Source organism: Myxococcus sp. AB025B (assembly GCF_006518215.1).
GTDB lineage: Bacteria > Myxococcota > Myxococcia > Myxococcales > Myxococcaceae > Myxococcus > Myxococcus fulvus.
In genome coordinates this window covers 1-19,134 of the sequence record NZ_SRLW01000196.1, presented here as the reverse complement: position 1 = coordinate 19,134, position 19,134 = coordinate 1, and the positions used below count along the sequence as shown (strand labels likewise).

Annotated in this window: 13 protein-coding genes; all 13 read right to left on the bottom strand. The window is 69.3% G+C overall.

Features of this window, described 5'->3' with window-relative positions:
- Positions 1 to 4,488: contractile injection system tape measure protein (locus FL311_RS28045; RefSeq protein WP_141329750.1), on the bottom strand; the 4,488-nt coding region annotated here is incomplete at its 3' end.
- Positions 4,485 to 6,941 (bottom strand): hypothetical protein, encoded by a 2,457-nt coding sequence (locus tag FL311_RS28040; RefSeq protein ID WP_141329748.1) that lies wholly within the window; start codon positions 6,939 to 6,941, stop codon positions 4,485 to 4,487. The genes FL311_RS28040 and FL311_RS28045, both read right to left, overlap by 4 nt.
- An 18-nt stretch (positions 6,942 to 6,959) precedes the next feature.
- Positions 6,960 to 10,691 carry a baseplate J/gp47 family protein gene (locus FL311_RS28035; RefSeq protein WP_141329746.1) on the bottom strand — a complete coding sequence of 1,244 codons (3,732 nt, stop codon included), beginning with the start codon at positions 10,689 to 10,691 and terminating at the stop codon, positions 6,960 to 6,962.
- A gap of 3 nt (positions 10,692 to 10,694) precedes the next feature.
- Positions 10,695 to 11,120 (bottom strand): GPW/gp25 family protein, encoded by a 426-nt coding sequence (locus tag FL311_RS28030; protein WP_141329744.1) that lies wholly within the window; start codon positions 11,118 to 11,120, stop codon positions 10,695 to 10,697.
- A gap of 6 nt (positions 11,121 to 11,126) precedes the next feature.
- On the bottom strand, positions 11,127 to 11,429 hold the full coding sequence (locus FL311_RS28025) for a PAAR domain-containing protein (RefSeq protein WP_046716010.1): 303 nt from the start codon (positions 11,427 to 11,429) through the stop codon (positions 11,127 to 11,129).
- A 25-nt stretch (positions 11,430 to 11,454) separates the two neighbouring features.
- Entirely contained in the window at positions 11,455 to 13,254 is a 1,800-nt protein-coding gene (gene vgrG / locus FL311_RS28020) for a type VI secretion system tip protein VgrG (protein WP_141329743.1), read from the bottom strand.
- Positions 13,251 to 13,952 carry a LysM peptidoglycan-binding domain-containing protein gene (locus tag FL311_RS28015; protein ID WP_141329741.1) on the bottom strand — a complete coding sequence of 234 codons (702 nt, stop codon included), beginning with the start codon at positions 13,950 to 13,952 and terminating at the stop codon, positions 13,251 to 13,253. Before FL311_RS28015 ends, vgrG begins: the two co-directional genes overlap by 4 nt.
- A 2-nt stretch (positions 13,953 to 13,954) precedes the next feature.
- Positions 13,955 to 14,146 carry a DUF5908 family protein gene (locus FL311_RS28010; protein ID WP_141329739.1) on the bottom strand — a complete coding sequence of 64 codons (192 nt, stop codon included), beginning with the start codon at positions 14,144 to 14,146 and terminating at the stop codon, positions 13,955 to 13,957.
- Positions 14,147 to 14,153: 7 nt separating this feature from the next.
- Positions 14,154 to 14,684 (bottom strand): phage tail protein, encoded by a 531-nt coding sequence (locus tag FL311_RS28005; protein ID WP_046716006.1) that lies wholly within the window; start codon positions 14,682 to 14,684, stop codon positions 14,154 to 14,156.
- Between the two features lie 15 nt (positions 14,685 to 14,699).
- The gene (locus tag FL311_RS28000; protein WP_046716005.1) at positions 14,700 to 15,152 is read right to left on the bottom strand and encodes a phage tail protein; all 453 of its coding nucleotides are present in this window, start codon (positions 15,150 to 15,152) and stop codon (positions 14,700 to 14,702) included.
- Positions 15,153 to 15,210: 58 nt separating this feature from the next.
- Entirely contained in the window at positions 15,211 to 16,761 is a 1,551-nt protein-coding gene (locus tag FL311_RS27995; protein ID WP_141329737.1) for a phage tail sheath C-terminal domain-containing protein, read from the bottom strand.
- 43 nt (positions 16,762 to 16,804) lie between these two features.
- Positions 16,805 to 18,244, bottom strand: coding sequence for a hypothetical protein (locus tag FL311_RS27990; RefSeq protein WP_141329735.1), 1,440 nt, complete (start codon positions 18,242 to 18,244; stop codon positions 16,805 to 16,807).
- On the bottom strand, positions 18,241 to 18,843 hold the full coding sequence (locus tag FL311_RS27985) for a Pvc16 family protein (protein ID WP_141329733.1): 603 nt from the start codon (positions 18,841 to 18,843) through the stop codon (positions 18,241 to 18,243). Before FL311_RS27985 ends, FL311_RS27990 begins: the two co-directional genes overlap by 4 nt.
- Positions 18,844 to 19,134 lie beyond the last annotated feature (291 nt).

The following is a 19,134-nucleotide window of genomic DNA, read 5'->3' as shown; positions in this document are numbered from 1 at the left end:
GGTCCAGGCGGCGAGGAAGGTGGAGCGTCGCTGGTGGAGCACGGAGGCCAGGCGGGGGAGGGACTCGTGGTGGGCCAGCTCGATGGCGCGCTCCAGGAGCCGCTCGGCGACGCCGCGTGAGTCCCGGTGCGTGGGGTGGGCGCCGCGCAGGCGGGTGGAGAAGTGCTCGAGGAACGCGGCGATGAGCTGCTCGAGTCCGAGGCTTGCTCCGGGGCGTCTGCCGAGCAGCTCCAGGACGAAGCGCCAGAACGCGGAGCGCTCCGTGAGGGAGGGCACGTCGGAGGGAGCGACGTCCTGCCAGGCGGCGATGAGGATTTCGACGGTGGACAGGAGCGCGGTGTGGAGGCGGGGCGCGAGCACCGCGGCGATGCGCGCGAGGAGCGGGTCCGGGAGGCTGCGGGCCCAGTGTTCCTGGAGGTGGCGGCGGTGCACGTGACGGCGGATGAAGCCGTGGAGCACGTCCGGGGATTCGTCGAGGAGTGACTGGAGCAGGCGGAGCAGGGCGTCGTCGGAGAGTCCCGCGTAGCGGTCCGCGCTCTCGGCGAGCAGGAAGGCGAAGAGGGCCTCGCGTGCTTCCGGACTGTCGTGCGTGCCGGGGCGTGGAGGGAGTGGAGCGGACTCGGAGGGGCTCAGTGGGACATCGAGCGGGTGGGCGACTCGCGCGGTGAAAGGCCGATGACCGTTTGCTTGCGATGCGGTGGGGTGATGGAGGGTGTCTGACTCCGCGCGCGAGGAGGGGTCACCGGGTTGATGAGGTGTGGCCCGCGCCCGTGGGGCTGTGTCGGAGGGCTGTGTGGCTCTTGCCCGAAGGGCGTCACGTTCGTGATGGACGTGCTTCACGGTCGCGGTGATTGAGTCCGTGTGGCCGTGCGCGAAGTGCTCTGCGGGGAGTGATGCGTGTGCCGCGGGAGGTGGTGTATCCGTGTGGTGAACCGTTGGATGTGTCGCAGGCCCGGAATGCGCGGCACCTCCCGTGTCGACGTTGGAAGGCGCTGAGTCGCTCACGCGCGCATCGAGGGCACTGAGGCTGAAGGGGACCTCGCTTTGTGCGTGCCGACTTGCGCCGTTGTTGCTGAACGGTGCCGAGTCCCGCGCCGGCGGGACCGAGTCGCTGTGAACGGCGAGTGCATCGGTCCGCGCACGTGCGGGCGCGTCGCCGCGACTGAGGAGTTCCTGGGTTCGTTCGTGCGGGCCGAGGTCGTCGTGGCCGAAAGGCGCCTCGTCGTGAGCATGCGGAGCTGAGTCGCTGCGACTGAGGAGTTCCTGGGTTTGTTCGTGCGAGCGGAAGCTGTCATCGCCAGGAGCGGGCGCGACTTGGGTACGAGAAACCGGGTCGGTGCGACGGAGGGATGCCCCGGCCCGTTCGCCCCAGTCTGCGCCGTCGAAGTGGAGGGGTACCCCGCTTGGTGCTTGCGAAGCTGCGTCGGTGTGACTGAGAGGGGGGCCGGCCCGTCCGCCCGAGTCTGCACCCTCGAAGTGGAGGGGTACCCCGCTTTGCGCTCGCGAAGCCGCGTCGGTATGGCTGAGAAGGGGACCGGCTCGTCCGCCTGGGTCTGCACCTTCGAAGCGGGGGGGCACCCCGCTTGGCACGCGCGAAGCTGCGTCGGTATAGCTAAGGAGGGGGCCGGCTCGTCCGCCTGGGTCCGCACCCTCGAAGCGGAGGGGCACCCCGCTTGGCATACGCGAAGCTGCGTCGGTGTAGCTGGGGGATGTCCCGGCGAGTCCACGAGAGTCTGAGCTGTCATGGCTGAGTGATGCCTCGTCCCGAGCGAGCGAATCGGCGTCGCTGCGGCTGAGATAAGCACGTGAGCCTGATACGTCGTGGCCGGGGGATGCCGCGTCGCTCAAGAGCGAAGGTGCGTCGTTGCGGCTACGAGAACGTCCGGTTCGTTCATACGAGTCGGACTCGTGGTCGAGGGATGCCTCGTCTCTAGAGAGCGAAGGTGTATCGCCAGATGCCCCTGTTCGTTCGTGCGATTCGGATTCGTGGCCGATAGCTGCCGCGTCCCCTGGACGCGAAGGCGCGTCGCTGCGGCTGTCAGACCTCCCTGCTCGTTCATGAGAGTCGGACTCGTGGCCGATAGCTACCTTGCCGTGCTCGCGTGAAGCGGAGTCGCCGTGGTCGAGACCTTCCTCCGCCTGCTTGTTTGCGGCTGGGGCTCCTTGGGCAACGGAGTCTCTGTCCTGCCTGCGCGAGGCCGCATGGCCGAGGCCCAGAGGAACGGTGTCTTCTTCGCGTGATGTGGGGCCGCCTCGGTTGAAGGCTGCTTCGTCTTGTCCATGCGGAGCGTGGACGACAAAGACACTGCTCTTTCCGAGCGAGGATGAGTCGCCGCGGTCGAAGGATGCCGCGTCTCGCCAGAGAGCGACCGAGTGGCCGTAGGTGCCGGGTTCGGCCATCTGCACGTGAGGGGCCGAGTCTCCGTGGTCGGTACGGATGCCGTCCGGCGTGCGCGAACTCGTGGCCGCATGAGCGGGCGAGGTTCGTTCGCCCGCGCGCGACCGTATGTCGCCATCCTCCCTGCTCGAACCATCAACGCCTCCGGAAGGTGACGCGCCACCTCGCTCACGAAGGTGGTCGAGCGCCGCACCGAAGGCCTCCGCATGTTTCTGGAGCACGCCTCCCGATGCGCCCCAGTCCGCGATGACGCGTGACAAGAACCCCTGGGCCTCCAGGGGCATCTCCGCTCCGAACAGTCTCCGCAGCAGTCTGCTCACGGTGCTCCGGGAAAGCGGAGCCGTCTCCCCGAGCAACAACAACTCGTGGAACACCGTCTGCCGTGCGCCAGCGATGCCGCCCGGGAGCACCCGCTCCGGCAGCTCCCTCATCGCCCGGAGCAACGCCCGCATCGACCGGGACTCGCGCGGACGCAGCAAGTCCATCGCCCTGCCGAGGACCTCCTCCCCACTCCGGTCGACGAGCACCGTCCGCAAGTCCTCCGTGTCCCGCAGCGCCAGGAGGAAGTGCCGACTGTCCTCGGGAAACGACGTCAGCAGCGCGCCGAGCAACTCCTCCACCGTCGGCCCTGCCTTCGCTCCGAAGCGAAGCCGGCTCACCAGCGCGGACTTGAGCGCATGTGCCTCCCACCGCGACAGGTCCGCGTCACGAACTCCCCAGTCCTCCGTGCCTCCCGGAACCCGCGTCGCCGAGAGCTCTTCCAGGACCACCGGCTTCCCATCCAGCAGCGCCGCGAGCAGTCGCGCGAAGAACAACGGCTTGTCCTCGGCGCGCGCCGCGAACACGGGCAGCGCCGAGCGCAGCGGACTCCCTTCATCTCCGGGGCGCGGCATCAGCCGCACCAGCAGCTTCGACAGCACCTCCTCGGGGATCCGCCGCACCGCCCGGACCAGCCGCGCCAACGAGCCACCCGATTGCTCCCAACCGAGCGCCCGCCGCTGCAGCGAGCGAGGCAGCTCCGGCAGCGTCGCGACGACCCGCTCCGCCGTCAGCTCCGGCATGCGCACGAGCGTGGCCCACGGCAGCTCCTCATGGCGGAGGTAATACCGAAGCGCCTCCGCCAGCTCATACCGCGCCGACGCCGACTCCGTGGTCGCCAGCTCCTCATCGAGCACCGGAGTCTCCACCTCCTCGACCTCGGGGAGCGGCAGCTCGCGCACCAGCTCCCCGATGACGGACGACAGCGACGCCAGCACCGGGTGCCGCTTCCGCACCTGCTCCAACCCGGAGTCCAGCGTCGTCAGCAGCTCCGGATAGTCCAGGCCCTGGCTCTCCGAGACCCCCTCGAGCAGGAGCTTCAACGCGCTCTTGCGGTTGAACTGCGAGCCCGCGTCCTTCACCAGGTACGTCAGCGTCAGCGACCAGAGCAGCCGTGACAGCGCCCGGTCACTCAGCGGCAACACCGGCTCGATGCGATGGAGCGCCTGGAGGCTGACGATGTAGTCGATGAGCAGCGCCGCGTGCTTCGGCTCCAGGAGCATCACGAGCTGCTCCAACTGCCGCGGGTCGAGCTGCAACACCAACCGGTCCAACACGCGCCCGAGCGTGGCGTGCTTGCCCACCAGCCGCACCAGCGCGGCCGGAGAGCTCCGGGCAAGCTCGGCGAAGAGCGCGCCGAACGAGAACGCCACGCCATGCGGTGCCCAGAAGGGCAGGGTGCCATGCAGCAGGTAATGCTCCAGCAACTCCAGCCGAAGCTCCTCCTCGGTCCGAGGCCGGTCCTCCGCCCGCGTCGACGAGCGCCGCTCCCGCACCGCCTGCTCCACGGCCTCCTGGAGCCGCAGGGAGAGCCGCTCCTCCACCACCCGCTCGAAGTCGTCGAACGGCACCGTCCCCAGGTCCACATCGAGCCGGTCGAGGCGCAGATGCAGCCCGGGGACATCCACCGCGTCGAACACCTTCTCGATGATGGCGAGCAGCCGACGCCGGTTGAAGTCACTCAGCCGGGGCTGGAGCGCCAGCGCCTGCTCCTCCGACGCCAAGGTCACCCGCAGCGTCTGCTTCCGGAGGTGATGCCGCGAGCCCGTCATGCGGTGTCCGCCTCGGACTCACGGGCCGCCGCTTCCAGGAAGTCCCTCAGTCGCGCCGAGGCCAGCGAGAGCCCGGGCTCATCTGCCTGCCGGAGCGCATTCCTCCAGGCCCAGTAGAGCCGCTCGAAGGCCGCCATGCGCGAGGACCCGAGGAACAGACACTCCGCGACCACCAGCGCGGGCGCGTTGCTCCGGATGACCTCGCGCGCGAACGACTGGAACTCCGGCTCACGCCACTCGCCCGTCGCCGTGGAGATGACCGCCGTCACCGTGAAGCTGTAGGGGAAGGCGTCCTCGCCCTCGCGCCGGGCGGACCGCAGCAGCAGGTGCTCCACGATGTAGAGCTGCGAGCGTTGCCGGTTGAGCTGGCGCGCCTGCTCCACGAGCGCATGCGCCCGCGCCACCGCGCTCTCCACATTCGGAAACTTCCCCGCCAGGTGCCAGCCCGCCTCGGACGGCGCCTTGCACACCAGCGACAACGAGGACTCCCCCGGCAGCGTCCCCACGCGGAAGTGCTCCACCGCGCCCGCCGCGCTCAGGAACTCGCCTCCCAGCATCTGGGAGCGCAGGGGCGGCGCGGGAGGGCTCTCCCGCGCGGGCAGCGAGGCGACGGGCGTGAAGCGCTCCTCGAGCATGTCCTCGTATCGCGCCAGCGCGCGACTCTCCGGCGCAGTGCTCGCCAAGTCGGAGAGGTTCAGTCCATGCTCATCCAGCCCATCGATGAGCGAGCGCGAGTCCGCGACGGGCATCCCCAGCTGGATGCGGCTCTTGATGGCCATGCCCGCGACGTTCCGCGGCCCGGGACGCTCCAGCGCGTCGATGCCGCGCCCACGCGAATGCGTGCTCTCCACCAGGTGCTCGAACAGCGCGAGCTTCGCGCGCAGCACCCGCTCGGCCTGGAGCGCGTCCGGAGTGCCGTCCCACGACGTGCCCGCGACGGAGTCCTCGTCCAGTTGCTCCCCGCAGAGCGCCAGCAGCACATCGAGGAACCGGTTGCGGCGCGCGGTGACGGGGTCCTGGCTTGCGACCAGCTCCTCCAGTCCGAGCGCATAGCCCGGCGAGTCCCCTCCCTCCGAAGGCTCCGCGAGCAACGGCTCCACATCCGGAACCGCGTCGGTGAGGAGCTGGAAGAAGTACGTCCGCCGCAGGTCCGGGTCGCCGGAGAACAGGTCCCGCACGTGCGCGAGCTGCGCGAAGAAGTCCGTGAGGAGCTGCTCGAACACGAGCAGGTAGCCCTTGAGCTGGCGCGCCTGGGCCTGACGGGGTGTCGGTGCGCCCTCGGGGAGTCCCGCGGACCCGATGCCGTAGACCATGGGGTACTGCGTCTGGATGGAGGTGTACGCGCGGAAGTCCTGGCGCTGACCTCGGGGCATGCCGAGGTACTCCTCGTATTGGCTCCCCAGCGGATAGGTGCGGCGCTGCTCGGCCCACAGGCGCTCCAGCTCGCGGCGCACGCGCGCGGGATGGGGCTTCACCTCCACGCCATTGCGCAAGAGCCGAATCGAAAACCCGCCCCGCTTCGGGTCCGTGCGGGTGTCGAGGCTCAGTATCTGCTCCGGCGCCACCGGCAGCGAGCCATCTGGTCCGGTGGCGACCTGGCCACCCGCGCGCAGGCTCACCCCTCGGACACTGGAGACGCCGGGCGTCTGCGCCATGACCCGGATGAGGTCCTGGAGCGCGATGGACGTCGCCTTGGGTTGCAGCTGCGCATCCGCGATGAAGCCGTTGCGCAGCAGCGGCCCCTCCAGGATTTCATCCGGAGTCCGGCCCGCGTCGAGCAGGGACTTGAGGGACTCGCGACGCGGCTCGGGCGCCAGGAGGTTGCCGATGCGGAAGAACAGCGCGGCGAGGATGTCCTCGGGCGTCCGACGCTCGTCGATGCTGGCCTCGGCGGTGACGATGGCGTCGAGCGGCTCCAGGAGCGAGACGTCGCGGAGGTCCTCGCACAGGGCGCGGTGCCGGCTGTAGACGCGGCGCACGGCGTCGAGGATGGCGTCGGGGGAGCGCTCGTCGGTGGCGCAGTCGTCGCGCGCTGGCGCCAGAATCCTCACGTCGTAGAGCCCCTGGACCTCTCCGGTGGTGACGGGGGTGAGCCAGACATTGGCGACCTGGGGCACGCGGTCGATGAGCAGCTTGCGGTAGTCGCGCTCCGTCACCGGGTCGCACGGGAGGATGTCGAGCGCGGGGAAGAGCCCCTGTCGCGCGGGCTCGATGACGCCCGTGACGGGGTCCACCAGCAGGTCGGCGAGCGGGAACGTCGCGCGGTAGGACAGCTCCGTGAGCGCATAGCAGAGCTGCTGCAGCGTGGTGACGCCGGAGTCACTCGCGTTGTAGTCCGTCCATATCTTCCCCGAGAGCTCCTGGAGGAGCGCGGTGCCCTCCTTCTCGAGCGCGGCGTAGTCCAGGCCCACGTTCGTGGGCGGCGTGGCGGTGACGGTGACGGGCTCTGCCATGGTGTGCTCCGAAAGGGCTCAGTAGCCATCCGCGGCCAGCAGGGTGGCGGGCGCGTCCGCGGCGCGCAGCGCGTGCCGGGTCTCCGAGGTGAGGAAGTACCAGTCGGACTCCAGCGTCTCCGGACGCGGCGAGTGCTCCAGCTCCAGCGAGAGCAGCTCCTCGACATAGGGGCGCGTCTGGATGAAGTCGGAGACGTCCGCGCTCGAGCCGTACTCGCCCTGCCGTGTCGCGCGGGACGCATCGAAGTACCAGGGGGACAGGTACTCCACGAGCTCGCGGTCGAGCCGCTCCAGGCTCGCGCCCGTCTCCTCTCCGGCGCGGAAGCGCACCGCCGCGTCCACCTTCACGCGGACGTAGAGGGGATTGACGGCGCGGACCTGCGCGAAGCCGCTGGCGCGCTCCGCGAGGAACTGCTCGACCTGCTCGAGCAGCTCGGACGTGGCCTGGGGCACCGTCGGGTCCGCCGCCGCCGACGCGTCGCGCCCGGGCACCACCACCACGAGCACCGCGCCCGGCACTCCGGACTGACGGGGCGCGTGCGCGGGCAGGGCCTTCACCTTCCAGAGGGACGGGAAGCGCTCCAGGGCCAGCCGCTCGTAGTCCCACGCCAGCACCGCGCGCTCCTTGTGGCGCAGGCGCTCCGAGGCGCGGACCTCGAACGTGTGCGCCGTCTCCGGCGGACGTCCTCCGAACGACGCCATCGGCTGGGAGATGCCGCCGATGTCGGGCAGCGCCTGCACGGACTGGGTGATGCTCCCGGCGGGCACGGGCGTGTCCACATCGACGCCGGGCGCGCCGCGCGTCGCCGTCACCGCGTGCGGCGTGAGCGCGAGCGTCCGGGGGAAGTCGTCCGCCTCCTGTGGGACGGAGGCGCGCAGCCACTGGTAGTCGCCCTCGTCGGCGACCTTCGGCATCAGCGTGCTGCCTCGCGAGGTGAAGGTGGGAAGGCCCAGGGTGAGGATGCCCGTGCCCTGCAGTCCCCGCGTCGAGTCCGAGAGGACCTGGTCCGGAGGCAGCGGGCGCCACCCCGTCGGCGTGAGCCACTCCCACTGCACGGTGGGGACCTCGCCCGTCCCGGTGAAGGTGCCGCTCAGCTGGAACAGCATCGTGAGGCCCTGGGCTTCGTCCAGGCCGGTGAAGCCGAGGTACAGGTTCGCGGGCGCCTTGAAGTGGGGGAGCAGCGCGACGGGCCGCTGGGCGTCGGCGGTCACCTGCTTGAAGCCCTCGAAGGGCAGCAGGTGGAAGAAGCGCGCCTCGTCGAGCAGGCAGTGCGCGGAGTAGTGCACGGCCAGCGTCCGCACCTGGGGCAGCCAGGGGGGATTCGGGTACTTGATGTCCTTGAGGAGCCGCGACTCCTTCGTGGAGGGTTGCGAGCCGTCGGGCAGCTCCGCCAGCACCGCGTTCAGCACGTTGACGGTGTAGAGCGAGTCACCGAAGGCATACGACGGGGTGGCCAGCCGCAGCTCGAGCGCGCTCGTCGCCGGGTCGTAGTAGTCGGGTGGCGTGCCGGGGGCCACGTCGAACTGCTTCAGCACGGTGTCCTGGCACAGCGTGCCGCGCGGCTCGGGCGGGGGCGTGTCGCAGTCCGGCTTCGTGCGGAAGAGGCAGCAGCGCACGCCCTCCCGGGGGGCGTCCTCGCTCGGGGGAGAGCCGGGGCACCGCGGCGCGTCGGGCAGCACGAGGGGCTGGAGCGTCCAGGCGCCGGGGCGGAGCACGCGCAGGTCCGCGCTGAAGCTCGTGTTGTCGAAGAGGTCCTCCGTCGGCAGCCCGTCCGGCCCCACGCGATAGTCGCGGTAGTAGCCCGCGAAGCCCTCCGTGTCCGAGGGGAGGTTGAACCAGTCGAGCGCGAGCGAGAGCGTGTCGAGGCGTTTGACGAACAGCTCGGTGTGACGCAGGCGCGCGTACGAGCCCACCACGGGCGACGCACCGAAGAGGGCCCACGGAGTGCTCGGGTCCACCTCGCCCTGGGTGTTCTCGATGCTCACGCCCGTCAGCTCGCGCACGTGGACCTGCAGCTCCAGGTTCTGGAAGGCCACCGCGTCGAGCAGCGACACGGGATGGACCTCGACGCCGTTTCGCAGGGCGACGGGCTCGGGGTTCAGCCAGGCGCGCAGCATGGGCAGGTCCGGCGCGGGCGCGGCGCCGTTGGGCACCACGGCGGGCGCGGACGGGGGCAGCTCGAACCAGAGCCCGAAGAACGTGACCACGGGCACCACGCCCACGGGCCCGAGATTCGCGGGGAGGATGGGCTCGTAGCGCTCCACCGTCAGCCAGCCCTCCTCGATGGAGACCTGGAGGGTGAACGACTCGCGCAGCACCTGCAGGAACACGGTGCTCGCATCGAGGCCGGTGGCCTCGGCGAGCACCTCCAGTCGGGAGCTCAGGAGGCGAGCGGACTCGGGCGAGAGGGGCACGTTCAACGTCACCACGCGGCTGCCGCCCGTCAGGCTCAGGTAGCCCGAGGCGAGCGCGAAGCCGAGCGTCGCGGGGCCGGTGACGGTGGTGGCGGTGACGCCCTCCCGCACGGCGCCGAACGTCGCCCAGCCGGGAAGGGGCTCCACCGCCGGGTCCGGCGTTGCATCCGGCTCGAGCGGCATCTCCGAGACGAGCACCTGCTTGACGACGGTGAGTGGCGTCGCGCCCTCGACGGGCGCCGCGACTTCCGGAACCAGCGGTCCGCTCAGCACCCGCAGCGCGAGGCGCCGGGCCACGGTGGCGCGCGAGACGCCCACCGCGGTGTCCGAGGCGAAGAGGATGTCCTGGCCGTCCGGACGCTTCCCCGCGGGGAACAGGGTGCCTCGGGGAACGACCTCACTTCGCACCGCCTCGTCATCGGCGAGCGTGAAGGTGAGGTACGTGCTGTCCGGCAGCGCGCCGCGAGGTCGCAGGCGCAGCACGTCGCGGTAATAGAACGACGCATACCGCCCCGACACCGAGTTGACGGTGTCCTGCGCGGTGCGGAAGAGCCGCACGAACGCCATGTAGAGCGCCAGGTGCGGAGGATGGTCTCCATCCGCCAGCACCGAGGGCAGCACCTGCCGCGCGAGCCCCTGGAGCTGCGAGAGCGAATCCAGGAAGGCCCCCAGCAGCGGCTCCAGCTTCGCCATCGCCGAGCGCGCCCGCGCCTCCCTCGTCGCGCCGCGATACGCCGAGCCATCCGCCGGCAGGTCCTCCAACCCCCAGAGTGGCGACATCCCAGCGACGTCCAAGCGGATGAGCCGCCCCAGCGCCTGCGACCCGGCCGCGCCCTTCGCCAGGCTCACCAGCGAGCGCAGCGCCCCCGACAGCGGCCCCTCGACGGCCTTCACCAGGTCCTGCCCCAGGAGCCGCGCCGCCTCGCCCTGCGCGCCCAGCCCCGCGCCGCGCAGCCAGAGGTCGAACCGACGCGCGAGCCCGAGGATGAGCTCGAAGCCCTCCGACAGCGTCTGGAAGGCGCGCTCCGGCGTCCGTGCCAGGTCCACCTCCCGCGCCGTGCGCAGGAACCGCTCCTCCACCGAGCCCGTGTCCAGCGCGTCGATGGACGCGAGCACCATCACCGGGTCCGCGAGGAAGAACTCCGACCAGTCCCCGTCGCGCTGGTTCTTCAAGTCATAGAAGTAGACGAGCGCCCCGAAGCGCGGCGCGAAGTCGAGCAGCTCCGAGCGCGTGCGCCCGTCCACCGGCGCATACCCGTCCTCCAGCGCGCGCAGCCACCGCGTGAGCTGACTGGGCGCGTCGTTGAGGGCGACCTTGTTGTCGAGCGGAGCCATGGTCTAGGGCCCCGTGACCGGGATGCTCCCCTCCTGCAGATAGAAGGGATAGACGAGGTTGCTGCGCGAGTTCGTCTGCGTGACGACGTAGGACACGGTGATGGAGAGCAGCCCGTCCACCGAGGCGTCCTTCTGCACCGTCACCGCGTCCACGACGATGCGCGGCTCCCAGTAGAGGATGGCCTGCTGGACGTAGTCCTGTATCTGCCGCGTCAGCGTGGTGTTCACGGCCCGGAACACCATCTGCCGCAGCTCACAGCCGTAGCTGGGCAGCATCGTGCGCTCGCCCAGCGACGTGGACAGGAGCACCCAGAGGCTCTCGCGGATGTCCAGCTCGCCGCTGGCCATCATCACGCCGCCGGTGCTCCGGGAGAACGTGGGCGGAAAGCTCCAGCCGGTGCCGAGGAACGAAGGGGGCTTGGTCTCCATGGCGCCTCACCCTCCAATCATCACCGTGGGCAGGCCCACGAGCACGGTGCCGCCATGGGCCGTCTTGTCTCCCAGCCTCGCCGCGGGCAGCCCCATCACCTTCACCGTCATGGAGCCCTTCACGATGGCGTCCGGCGGCCCCACGCAGATGGCGATGTCACCCACCTTCGCCGCGGGCAGCCCGCCGATGAGCACGGTGACGGCGCCAGGGCCCGCGATGGGGCCGCCGACGTGCGGCACCTGCACGGGCCCCACGGGCGTCGTCATGGGGCACTGATGGAAGTCGGTGAGTCGGGCTGCGGGAGGCATGAGGCACTCCTTTCAGGCACGGCACTCAGTTGATTTTGACCAGCGTGCCGCGCACCGTGAGGACGCCGCTGGACGTCACCTCGGCCTGCGCGTTGCCGCTGGCCGCGAACTTCATCGAGGCCTTGTTCGTCACCTGCGCGCCGCTCACGGAGACATTCCCCGTGGCCTCGAGCGTCAGGTTCCCACCCGCCTTCACCGCCACGTTGCGCTTCGCCGAAATCTTCACGTCGGACGCGCTGTCCAGCGCGATGCCCCCCTTGGACAGCGACACGGTGTTGCCGTTGCTGTCCTGCAGCGAGAGGGCCCCGGACGTGTCATCCAGCTTCACCGTGTGGCCGCCGGGCGTCTTGATGAGGATGACCTTCTTCTCGTCGTCGAACGACAGCTCCAGCTTGGAGCGCGTCACCACGGCCTTCTTCGTGTTCTGCTCGTCCGGTGCCGTCGCGGGCGCGCGCTGCTTGCTGTACACGGAGCCCAGGATGATGGGGTCTCTCGGGTCCTCGTTCATGAAGCCCACCACCACCTCGTCGCCGACCTCCGGGTAGAACAGCGCGCCCACGCCCTTGGACGCGTAGAACATCCCCAGCCGCGCCCACACGCCCTGGCTCGGGTCCTGGAAGAGCGGCAGCCCCACCAGCACCCGCAGCTCCCCGCCGGGGTCCTTGGCCACCTGCTTCACCACGCCCGTCTGCAGGCCCTTGACCGGCGGAAGCTGCCCGGACGCCCCGGGCGCCGCGATGTCGGGGGCCTCCGACGTGAACCAGCGCGAGGACAGCCCGAAGTCCACCGTCGTCAGCCACCGCCCGTCCTCGATGTGGTGCTGCACGCCGCTGATGAAGGCCGTGCCGTTGAAGCGCGGCCCCAGCCCGCCCAGCTCCAGCGTCCTGCCCACCTTGGCGAGCGCGCTGCCCTGGAAGCGCGCCGTGCCGCGAATCTTCGACAGCTTCGACAGGAGCAGCTCCGCCGAGGCCCAGTCCTGGAGGTCCGTGGACGTCAGCTCCGCGCCCGTCTGCACCACCACCTTCTTCGCGCCGAAGACCTTGGCCAGCTCCGCCGAGGACACGTTGCCCTGCTCCTTCACCGACACCGCGCGAGGCCCCGACTCGATGAGCTTCTGCGCGCCCGCGTCCCAGGTGTAGCCCTTGATGGAGGACGCATCGAACTGCGTCGTCGCGTCCAGCTCCGCCTGCAGGTCCAGCAGCGTGGTGCCGTACGCCACCGCGAGCACCGGCGCCTGGCCCGTGTCCGGCTCCGCCACCGTCACCTTCCCGCCGTCCGCCATGACGACCAGGCCGTTGAGCTGCGCCCGCGTCACCATCAGGTCCCAGTCCGTGGCGTAGTACTGGACGATTTCGTCGTGCACGCCGGTGGTGGCCGCCACGCTCCCGGACAGCCCGTTGCGCGACAGCAGCGTCTGGATGAGCGCGCTGTCCTTCACCTTCTCGAAGAAGCCGCTCTTGCGCTCCAGCGTCATCTTCAGCGCCTCGTCGCTCAGCTCCACCACCAGCTTCGAGCCCGACGCCGCGTCGATGTCCAGCCCCTGCCGGCACACCACGCCCTCGAAGATGCGCGTGTTGTCCCCGTCGTAGCCGGCGGAGATGCTGACGCGTGCGCCGGGCAGGAAGGTGGACGTCGCGCTGATGGGGAAGGTGCCCGTGGACGCATCCCCGTCGAACAGCACCAGCCTCGCGCGCGGCAGCTTGTTGACCCCCAGCCACGTGTCCACCGAGACGACGCGGAACGTGGAGGGGATGAGCGCCCCGTTCGCCTGGATGGCGAACGTCGTCAGGGCGCCCGCGTCCTTCGCCGGCGTGGGCGTGCTCATGTCTGGCCTTCCTTCAGCGGCGGGAAGATGAGCTGCGAGCCCACCGTGAGCCGCCGGAAGTCGACCAGGCCGTTGACCCGCGCGACCTCCAGGTAGAGCGTGCTGGTGCCGTAGATGCGGAAGCACATCAACGGCAGCGTGTCTCCCGCCTTCACCGTGCGCACGTGCGTCAGGTCCGGCGAGCTCATCCGGGCCTGGAGCGCCAGCTCCACCTCGTCGTTGTAGCCGAGGAACGTCCCCTTGGCCCGGGCGCGCAGCGGCGTGCCGTCCGGCTTGAACAGCGTGTACGTCATGCTCAGCTTCGACAGCCGGCACTTGAACAGGAACGTGCCCCACGACAGCTTCAGGTAGTTGGGGCTGTGGATGTTCCCGTTGTAGGTGAAGACCAGGTTCTTGAACTTCGACACCTGCTCGCTGATGCCGTCGTCGGTGAAGGGCATCAGCCCCGGCAGCGGGCTGGGCACCACGCCCGTGCCGTCGAACACCAGCTCCAGCTCCACCGTGTCGGAGGGAATCCGGTTGAACTCCGGCGAGCCCCCGCTGCTGCCCTGCGGCTGCACGTCGTTGTACTTGACGCAGTACGTGTGCGAGTACGACGCCGGGTTGATGTAGACGGTGTAGCGGCCCACCTCCGACGTGAAGTCGGACTTCTGGTAGGCGAAGACCATCATCTTCTCGAGGCTGCCGGAGAACCCCATGGTCAACGCTCCCGCTGGGCCTTGAGCACCTGGAGCACGCGCCGCACGCACTCCTCCATCATCCGCTCCTTCTCCGCCTTCTCCTCCGCGTGGTTGCAGTCCGCCACCGGCGTGCTGGACACCTCCAGGCCGTCCCCGCCCGAGCCGTCCTTCACGCTGACCTGGATGCCCACCTCGTTGACCTCGAGCGGCATGCGCGCCTCACATCAACCGAGAGGTGAGCTGGGCCAGCTTGATGGCCACGGAGGCCGGGCTGCCCAGGTTCACCCGCTCGAAGTAGTTGTAGGACAGCTCCAAGGACTCGGTGAGGATGCGGTTCTCCTGCGAGCTCATGGGGGAGACCTGCCAGCGCAGCGGCCACGCGTTGACGAAGCCCCACGCCACCAGCGGCAGGCCTTCCTCGTTGAGCAGCAGCACCAGGATGTTCTGCGGGAGCAGGGGCAGGGACAGCCCCGAGCCCACGCTCTGTCCGAACCACTCCGCCAGGAACGAGTCCCGCGTCACCACGCCCCGCTTGAGCACCAGGTTGGAGTACCGGGCCGCCTTGGGCAGCTTGTGGATGAAGCGGTTCTCGCCGCCCTCGGTGACGTCCTCGGTGTCCCAGCGCGCCTCGATGCCGGAGATCTCCTGGAACGACGCGTCCAAATCGCTCGCCGCCGCGAGCAGCGTCGCGGAGCCGAGCACGGAGACGCTGAAGTAGAACGCGCCTGGCGGATAGTAGGGTTCGGACATGGCGATGAGAGGGGATTAAGGCGCGGCGACGACCAGCGTCTCGAAGGCGAGCTCGAGCGTCTCCACGGCCACCTCGTTGCCCTCGGACTTGAGGTCCGTGCCGGAGAGCTTCGTGGGCCACGCGTTGTTCAGCGTCCACGTCATCTTCGGCGCGCCCTGCTCATCCAGCAGACTGATGATGACCGTCCGCCGGGCAATCGTGTTCATCTTGATTTCGTTGTACCAGTCCCAGAAGCGGGCATCGTTCACGAAGATGCCCTTGCGCATCCTCACGTTCCCCACCTTGGCCAGGCCGGGCATCTTGATGGGGTAGAAGCTGGGGTTGTTGCCGTGCCGGTACTCGATGACCTGCGTCTCCGTCTCCAGGCCATCCACTTCCTGGAAGCTCACGGAGGTGTCGTCCCCGAGCTGCACGGAGAAATAGAATTTCGGCAACGGCCAGATGTCGTTCTGAACTTCTCCTGCCATGGCGGCTCCTCGTTCGGCTTGAATCGGGTGGAATCAGTCGTGGAACGGCACGAAGGCGCTACGCGCTGGCGCCTTCCATCTTCTGCTTGAAGGTCAGCTCGATGAACTCCGCCGGGCGGATCATCTGCAGGGTGACCTGGACGACCATGTAGCCCTCGAGCACGTCCTGGGCCGTCATGGTGCTGCCCAGGCCGCACTCCACGCTGAAGGCATCCGACGCGGTGGCGCCGAGCAGGCCGCCCTGCGACCAGAGCCCCTGCAGGAAGCTGGACACCATGGACGTCACCGACGCCCAGGTGTTGCCGTCGTTGGCGGAGAAGACGAAGCGGTCCAGCGAGCTCTTGATGGACTGCTCCACGTAGACGAGCGTGCGGCGCACCTGGATGTAGCGCCAGTCGTTGCTGTTGCCGTCCAGCGTACGCGCGCCCCACACCACGGAGCCTCGGCCCACGAACTCGCGCACGGCGTTGATGGCCTTGCCGTCCACCGGGACGTTGAGGTCCGCCTGCTGGTCGTTGTTGAGCTTGAAGGTGGTGCTGGTGACGGACGTCAGGCTGACGTTGGCCGGCGCGTTCCACACGCCCCGGTTGGTGTCGTTCCACGTGTAGATGCCCGCCATGGCGCCGCTGGACGGCAGCACGTCGTCCTTGCCGGTGATGACGCGCAGCATGTCCGTGAGCAGGGGCAGCGCGGCGGTGAGGTTCTGGTTGAGCGCCAGCACCTCCTCCTCGAGCGTGACGGTGCCAATCTTGTCGATGTCCGCGTCCACCGCCGTCTTGCGCGTGGGGTTGGTGGCGTAGAGGTTGGCGCTCTCCAGCTTGAGGATGTCCTTGAGCGTCGCCTCCAGGGTGATGTTCCGGTAGTCGAAGTCGCTCACCTCCTGCACGGAGGTGTGCAGGAAGGGGAAGTACGCCATGCCGTAGTTGAGGAACTTGTCCCCGAGGATGCCGCGGTAGTCGGTGATGACCTGCGTGAGGGTGTCCTTGGTGACGGTGGCGGAGCCCCACACGTCCAGGAGCGCCACGCGGTCCTTGAGCTGCCCGCACTGGTCGAGCATCTTCGAGGAGACCTTCTGGTAGTCGGCCAGCGTGGTGAGGTTCACCGCGTCCGGGACGACGAGCATCGTCGGGCCCACCTGCTCGGCGATGACGTCCAGGCCGTCCTTGAGCGCGTCGGCGCCCAGCGTGGCGGTGTAGTCACCCACGGAGACGATGTACGCGGTGCCGCCGCCGTTCGCGTAGAACAGCCGCAGGCTGTTGAAGAGGTTGAACTGGGTGCCGGTGGAGTTGACCAGATTGTAGTACTTCCAGACGGGCGTGGCCGCGTCGTACACCTTGAAGTCGTAGTCACCGGCCTTCTGCTTGGCGGTGTCGGTGACCTCCTCCAGCCGGAAGAGCGGGTCCGGCGCGCCGCCGAACACCTGCTGGTAGTCCGCCAGCGAGTTGATGAGGATGGGCTTGTTGAGGACGGGCTTGCCGCTCAGCTGGGCCGTCTGCGTGTAGCCGATGAAGGCGGGCACCGCCGTCTGGATGCCGACGACGGAGGGTGGGAAGGCGTCCAGCTCGGTGACATAGACGCCGGGAGTCTTGCGTGCGGGTCGGGTGGCCATCGGGTCCTCGTTTCGTGGGTGGCGCTGCTGCTGCTCTGGGGTTTCAGAGGTTCAGGAAGATGTCCGAGTAGTCTCGCGTTGCTTCCGGCGCGGCCCGCGAGTCACGGGAGCGCCGGGTGGGGCGCGTGCTCCGGGGCCTGCCGGGCGCAGGTCCGCTCCGGGGCAGCACCAGCGCGGGCGTGGCGACGGGCACGCGCGACATCAGCGTGTTCTCGAAGAGGCCCTGGGTCCTCAGCCCCTTGAGCTCGAAGACGAAGCTGGAGAGCTCCTGCAGCGGCAGGTCCTGGTCCGCGATGAAGCACTGGGTCACCCCCGCGCCCGGGACGGGGACGGGGACGGGGCCGGAGAAGGTGACGGGCTGGGACGTGTCCGTGTCGACCAGGCGCAGCTGCTCGTAGGTGACACCCTTGGGTGGCACGACGAAGTAGCACCAGCGCGTGCTGCGCCGCTCGAAGCGCAGCTGCAGCTCCAGCGGGACGACGCGCGCGCCCTCTCCCTGCGGAGGCACGTCGCACAGGGGATACAGCCCCGTGTCCTGCGGCGAGGGCTTCGCCAGCACCAGGTCGATGAAGCCCAGCGGCGCGGGGTACGCCTGCGTGTAGAGGACGACCTCCTGGTCCAGCACCTGTCCGTCGGCGGCGAGCTGCCGCAGGGTGTAGAGCCCCTCCGGTACGGCGACGAGGTCCAGGTAGAGGGCCGTGCCCACGCGCTGCTCCTCCCCCGGCCCCTTCGCGCGCGCCTGCGCCACCTGCGCGCAGGTGATGAGGTAGGGCGTTCGCTGGGCCAGCAGGGACCTGGGGATGCTGCACGGCTTGCAGAGGACCTGCTCCCCGGACACATCCAGCACCACGACGCGGTCCACCGCGTCGCTCACCAGCACCACCTGCACCTGGGTGCCCACCACGCGCTGCCGGCTGTCGGCGGTGACGTGCTCACCGGGGTTGAGCAGGATGGGCGGGGCGACAGTGCCCTCGCAGTGGAGCGGCTGGTCCGTGGGGGACGGGGGGCTGCCCACGAAGTGCGCGCCCAGGTTGTTGAAGTAGAGGTTGTAGAGGTTGGGCTGGAAGTCGCTGGGCAGGTCGGTGAAGTTGACGAAGTAGGGCGTGTCGGGGACGAGCACGAAGGACAGCCACGTCCACTGGCCCTGCTGGCTCCTACGCTCCACCGCGGAGAGGAAGGCGTCCAGGCGGTTGGAGTCGAAGAGCACGGAGAAGTCCGTGCCCTCGTCGAGGAAGAGCAGCCCCCAGTCGCGCATCCTCACCCGCGTGTCGGGCGTGGGCTGGCAGCGCAGCGCGGGGCAGCGGTCCTCCGAGCCGTTGAAGTACGTGTGGCGCAGGTCCACCGTCACCAGCCGCTCGTAGGCGTAGCGGCGGGCGGGCGCGTCGTTGCCGTGGGGCGCGGGGCCGGGCTGTTGCCGGGGGCCGGGTCTCAGCCGCGAGGGGCCGTCCAGGGCGCGCTCGTAGGCGCGGCGGGCGCGGCTCATGGCTCCTGCTCCCGGGGCTGTCCTGGCGCCTCGACACCCTTGGCCGCCGGCACCTGGGCCTGCATGGCCGTGCCCCGGTAGGGAATCATCCGGACCTTGTAGAAGACGGACGGCAGGTACTTCACCCCCGCCAGCCCCATCAGGTGGTTGAGGCCCAGGAGGTCCAGGTTGACGAACTCGAAGGTGAGCTTGTCGATGTCCGGGTCCAGCCCGGGCAGGCTCTGCTGGGTGAACCAGGGCGTCTGCTGGAAGTAGCTGATGACCTGGGAGATGGCCTCCAGGCCCACCGCGTACGCCTGGTCCTCGAAGTTGGCGTACAGGAGGACGAAGAGGTCGATGTAGAGCGGCGGCGAGACGATGCCGTACGTGTCCTGCGACACGGGCACGTTGCGGTTGTACGTGCTGACGATGGTCTCGTGCTGGAGGTTGGCCAGGTACATCACCACCGCGTCGCGCGCGGGCGCGGCCGGACGGCCCTCGGGGTCCGTCAGGTTGGAGAGCACCACCCAGGGCTCCTGCCGGGGTGCGAGCTCCGCGTTGCGGAGGAACTCATCCAGCCGCGCGCGGATGAGCTCCAAGGTGCCTCCAAGCTTGCCCAAGACATACCTCTCTCAGCGCGCCCCCGGGGCACGTCTGTCTTCAAAGGTGGAGTGAGACCCGGAGGGCCGCCGGGCTTCTTCACGAGGGCGCACCGGAAGAGGGCGCGACGTCGTTGCCGCTGGATGCGCTCACGCGAGGGTTCTGCTCGCGGAGTGAAGTCACAGTAACAGGTAAAACCTGTGTGTCAAACGAGGGGGATTGGGCAGACGTGTCGGGGAGGATGTCTGTTGAAACCCGTCGTGTCTGTCTTTGGTGGCTGGGGAAGGAGGCCGCGCGGGGAGGGGTGGCGG

What these genes read in the sequence shown, in the direction of transcription:
- FL311_RS28040 (WP_141329748.1), bottom strand. Translation starts at nt 6,941, where the DNA reads ATGGCAGAGCCCGTCACCGTCACCGCCACGCCGCCCACGAACGTGGGC.
- FL311_RS28035 (WP_141329746.1), bottom strand. Translation starts at nt 10,691, where the DNA reads ATGGCTCCGCTCGACAACAAGGTCGCCCTCAACGACGCGCCCAGTCAG.
- FL311_RS28030 (WP_141329744.1), bottom strand. Translation starts at nt 11,120, where the DNA reads ATGGAGACCAAGCCCCCTTCGTTCCTCGGCACCGGCTGGAGCTTTCCG.
- FL311_RS28025 (WP_046716010.1), bottom strand. Translation starts at nt 11,429, where the DNA reads ATGCCTCCCGCAGCCCGACTCACCGACTTCCATCAGTGCCCCATGACG.
- vgrG (WP_141329743.1), bottom strand. Translation starts at nt 13,254, where the DNA reads ATGAGCACGCCCACGCCGGCGAAGGACGCGGGCGCCCTGACGACGTTC.
- FL311_RS28015 (WP_141329741.1), bottom strand. Translation starts at nt 13,952, where the DNA reads ATGGGGTTCTCCGGCAGCCTCGAGAAGATGATGGTCTTCGCCTACCAG.
- FL311_RS28010 (WP_141329739.1), bottom strand. Translation starts at nt 14,146, where the DNA reads ATGCCGCTCGAGGTCAACGAGGTGGGCATCCAGGTCAGCGTGAAGGAC.
- FL311_RS28005 (WP_046716006.1), bottom strand. Translation starts at nt 14,684, where the DNA reads ATGTCCGAACCCTACTATCCGCCAGGCGCGTTCTACTTCAGCGTCTCC.
- FL311_RS28000 (WP_046716005.1), bottom strand. Translation starts at nt 15,152, where the DNA reads ATGGCAGGAGAAGTTCAGAACGACATCTGGCCGTTGCCGAAATTCTAT.
- FL311_RS27995 (WP_141329737.1), bottom strand. Translation starts at nt 16,761, where the DNA reads ATGGCCACCCGACCCGCACGCAAGACTCCCGGCGTCTATGTCACCGAG.
- FL311_RS27990 (WP_141329735.1), bottom strand. Translation starts at nt 18,244, where the DNA reads ATGAGCCGCGCCCGCCGCGCCTACGAGCGCGCCCTGGACGGCCCCTCG.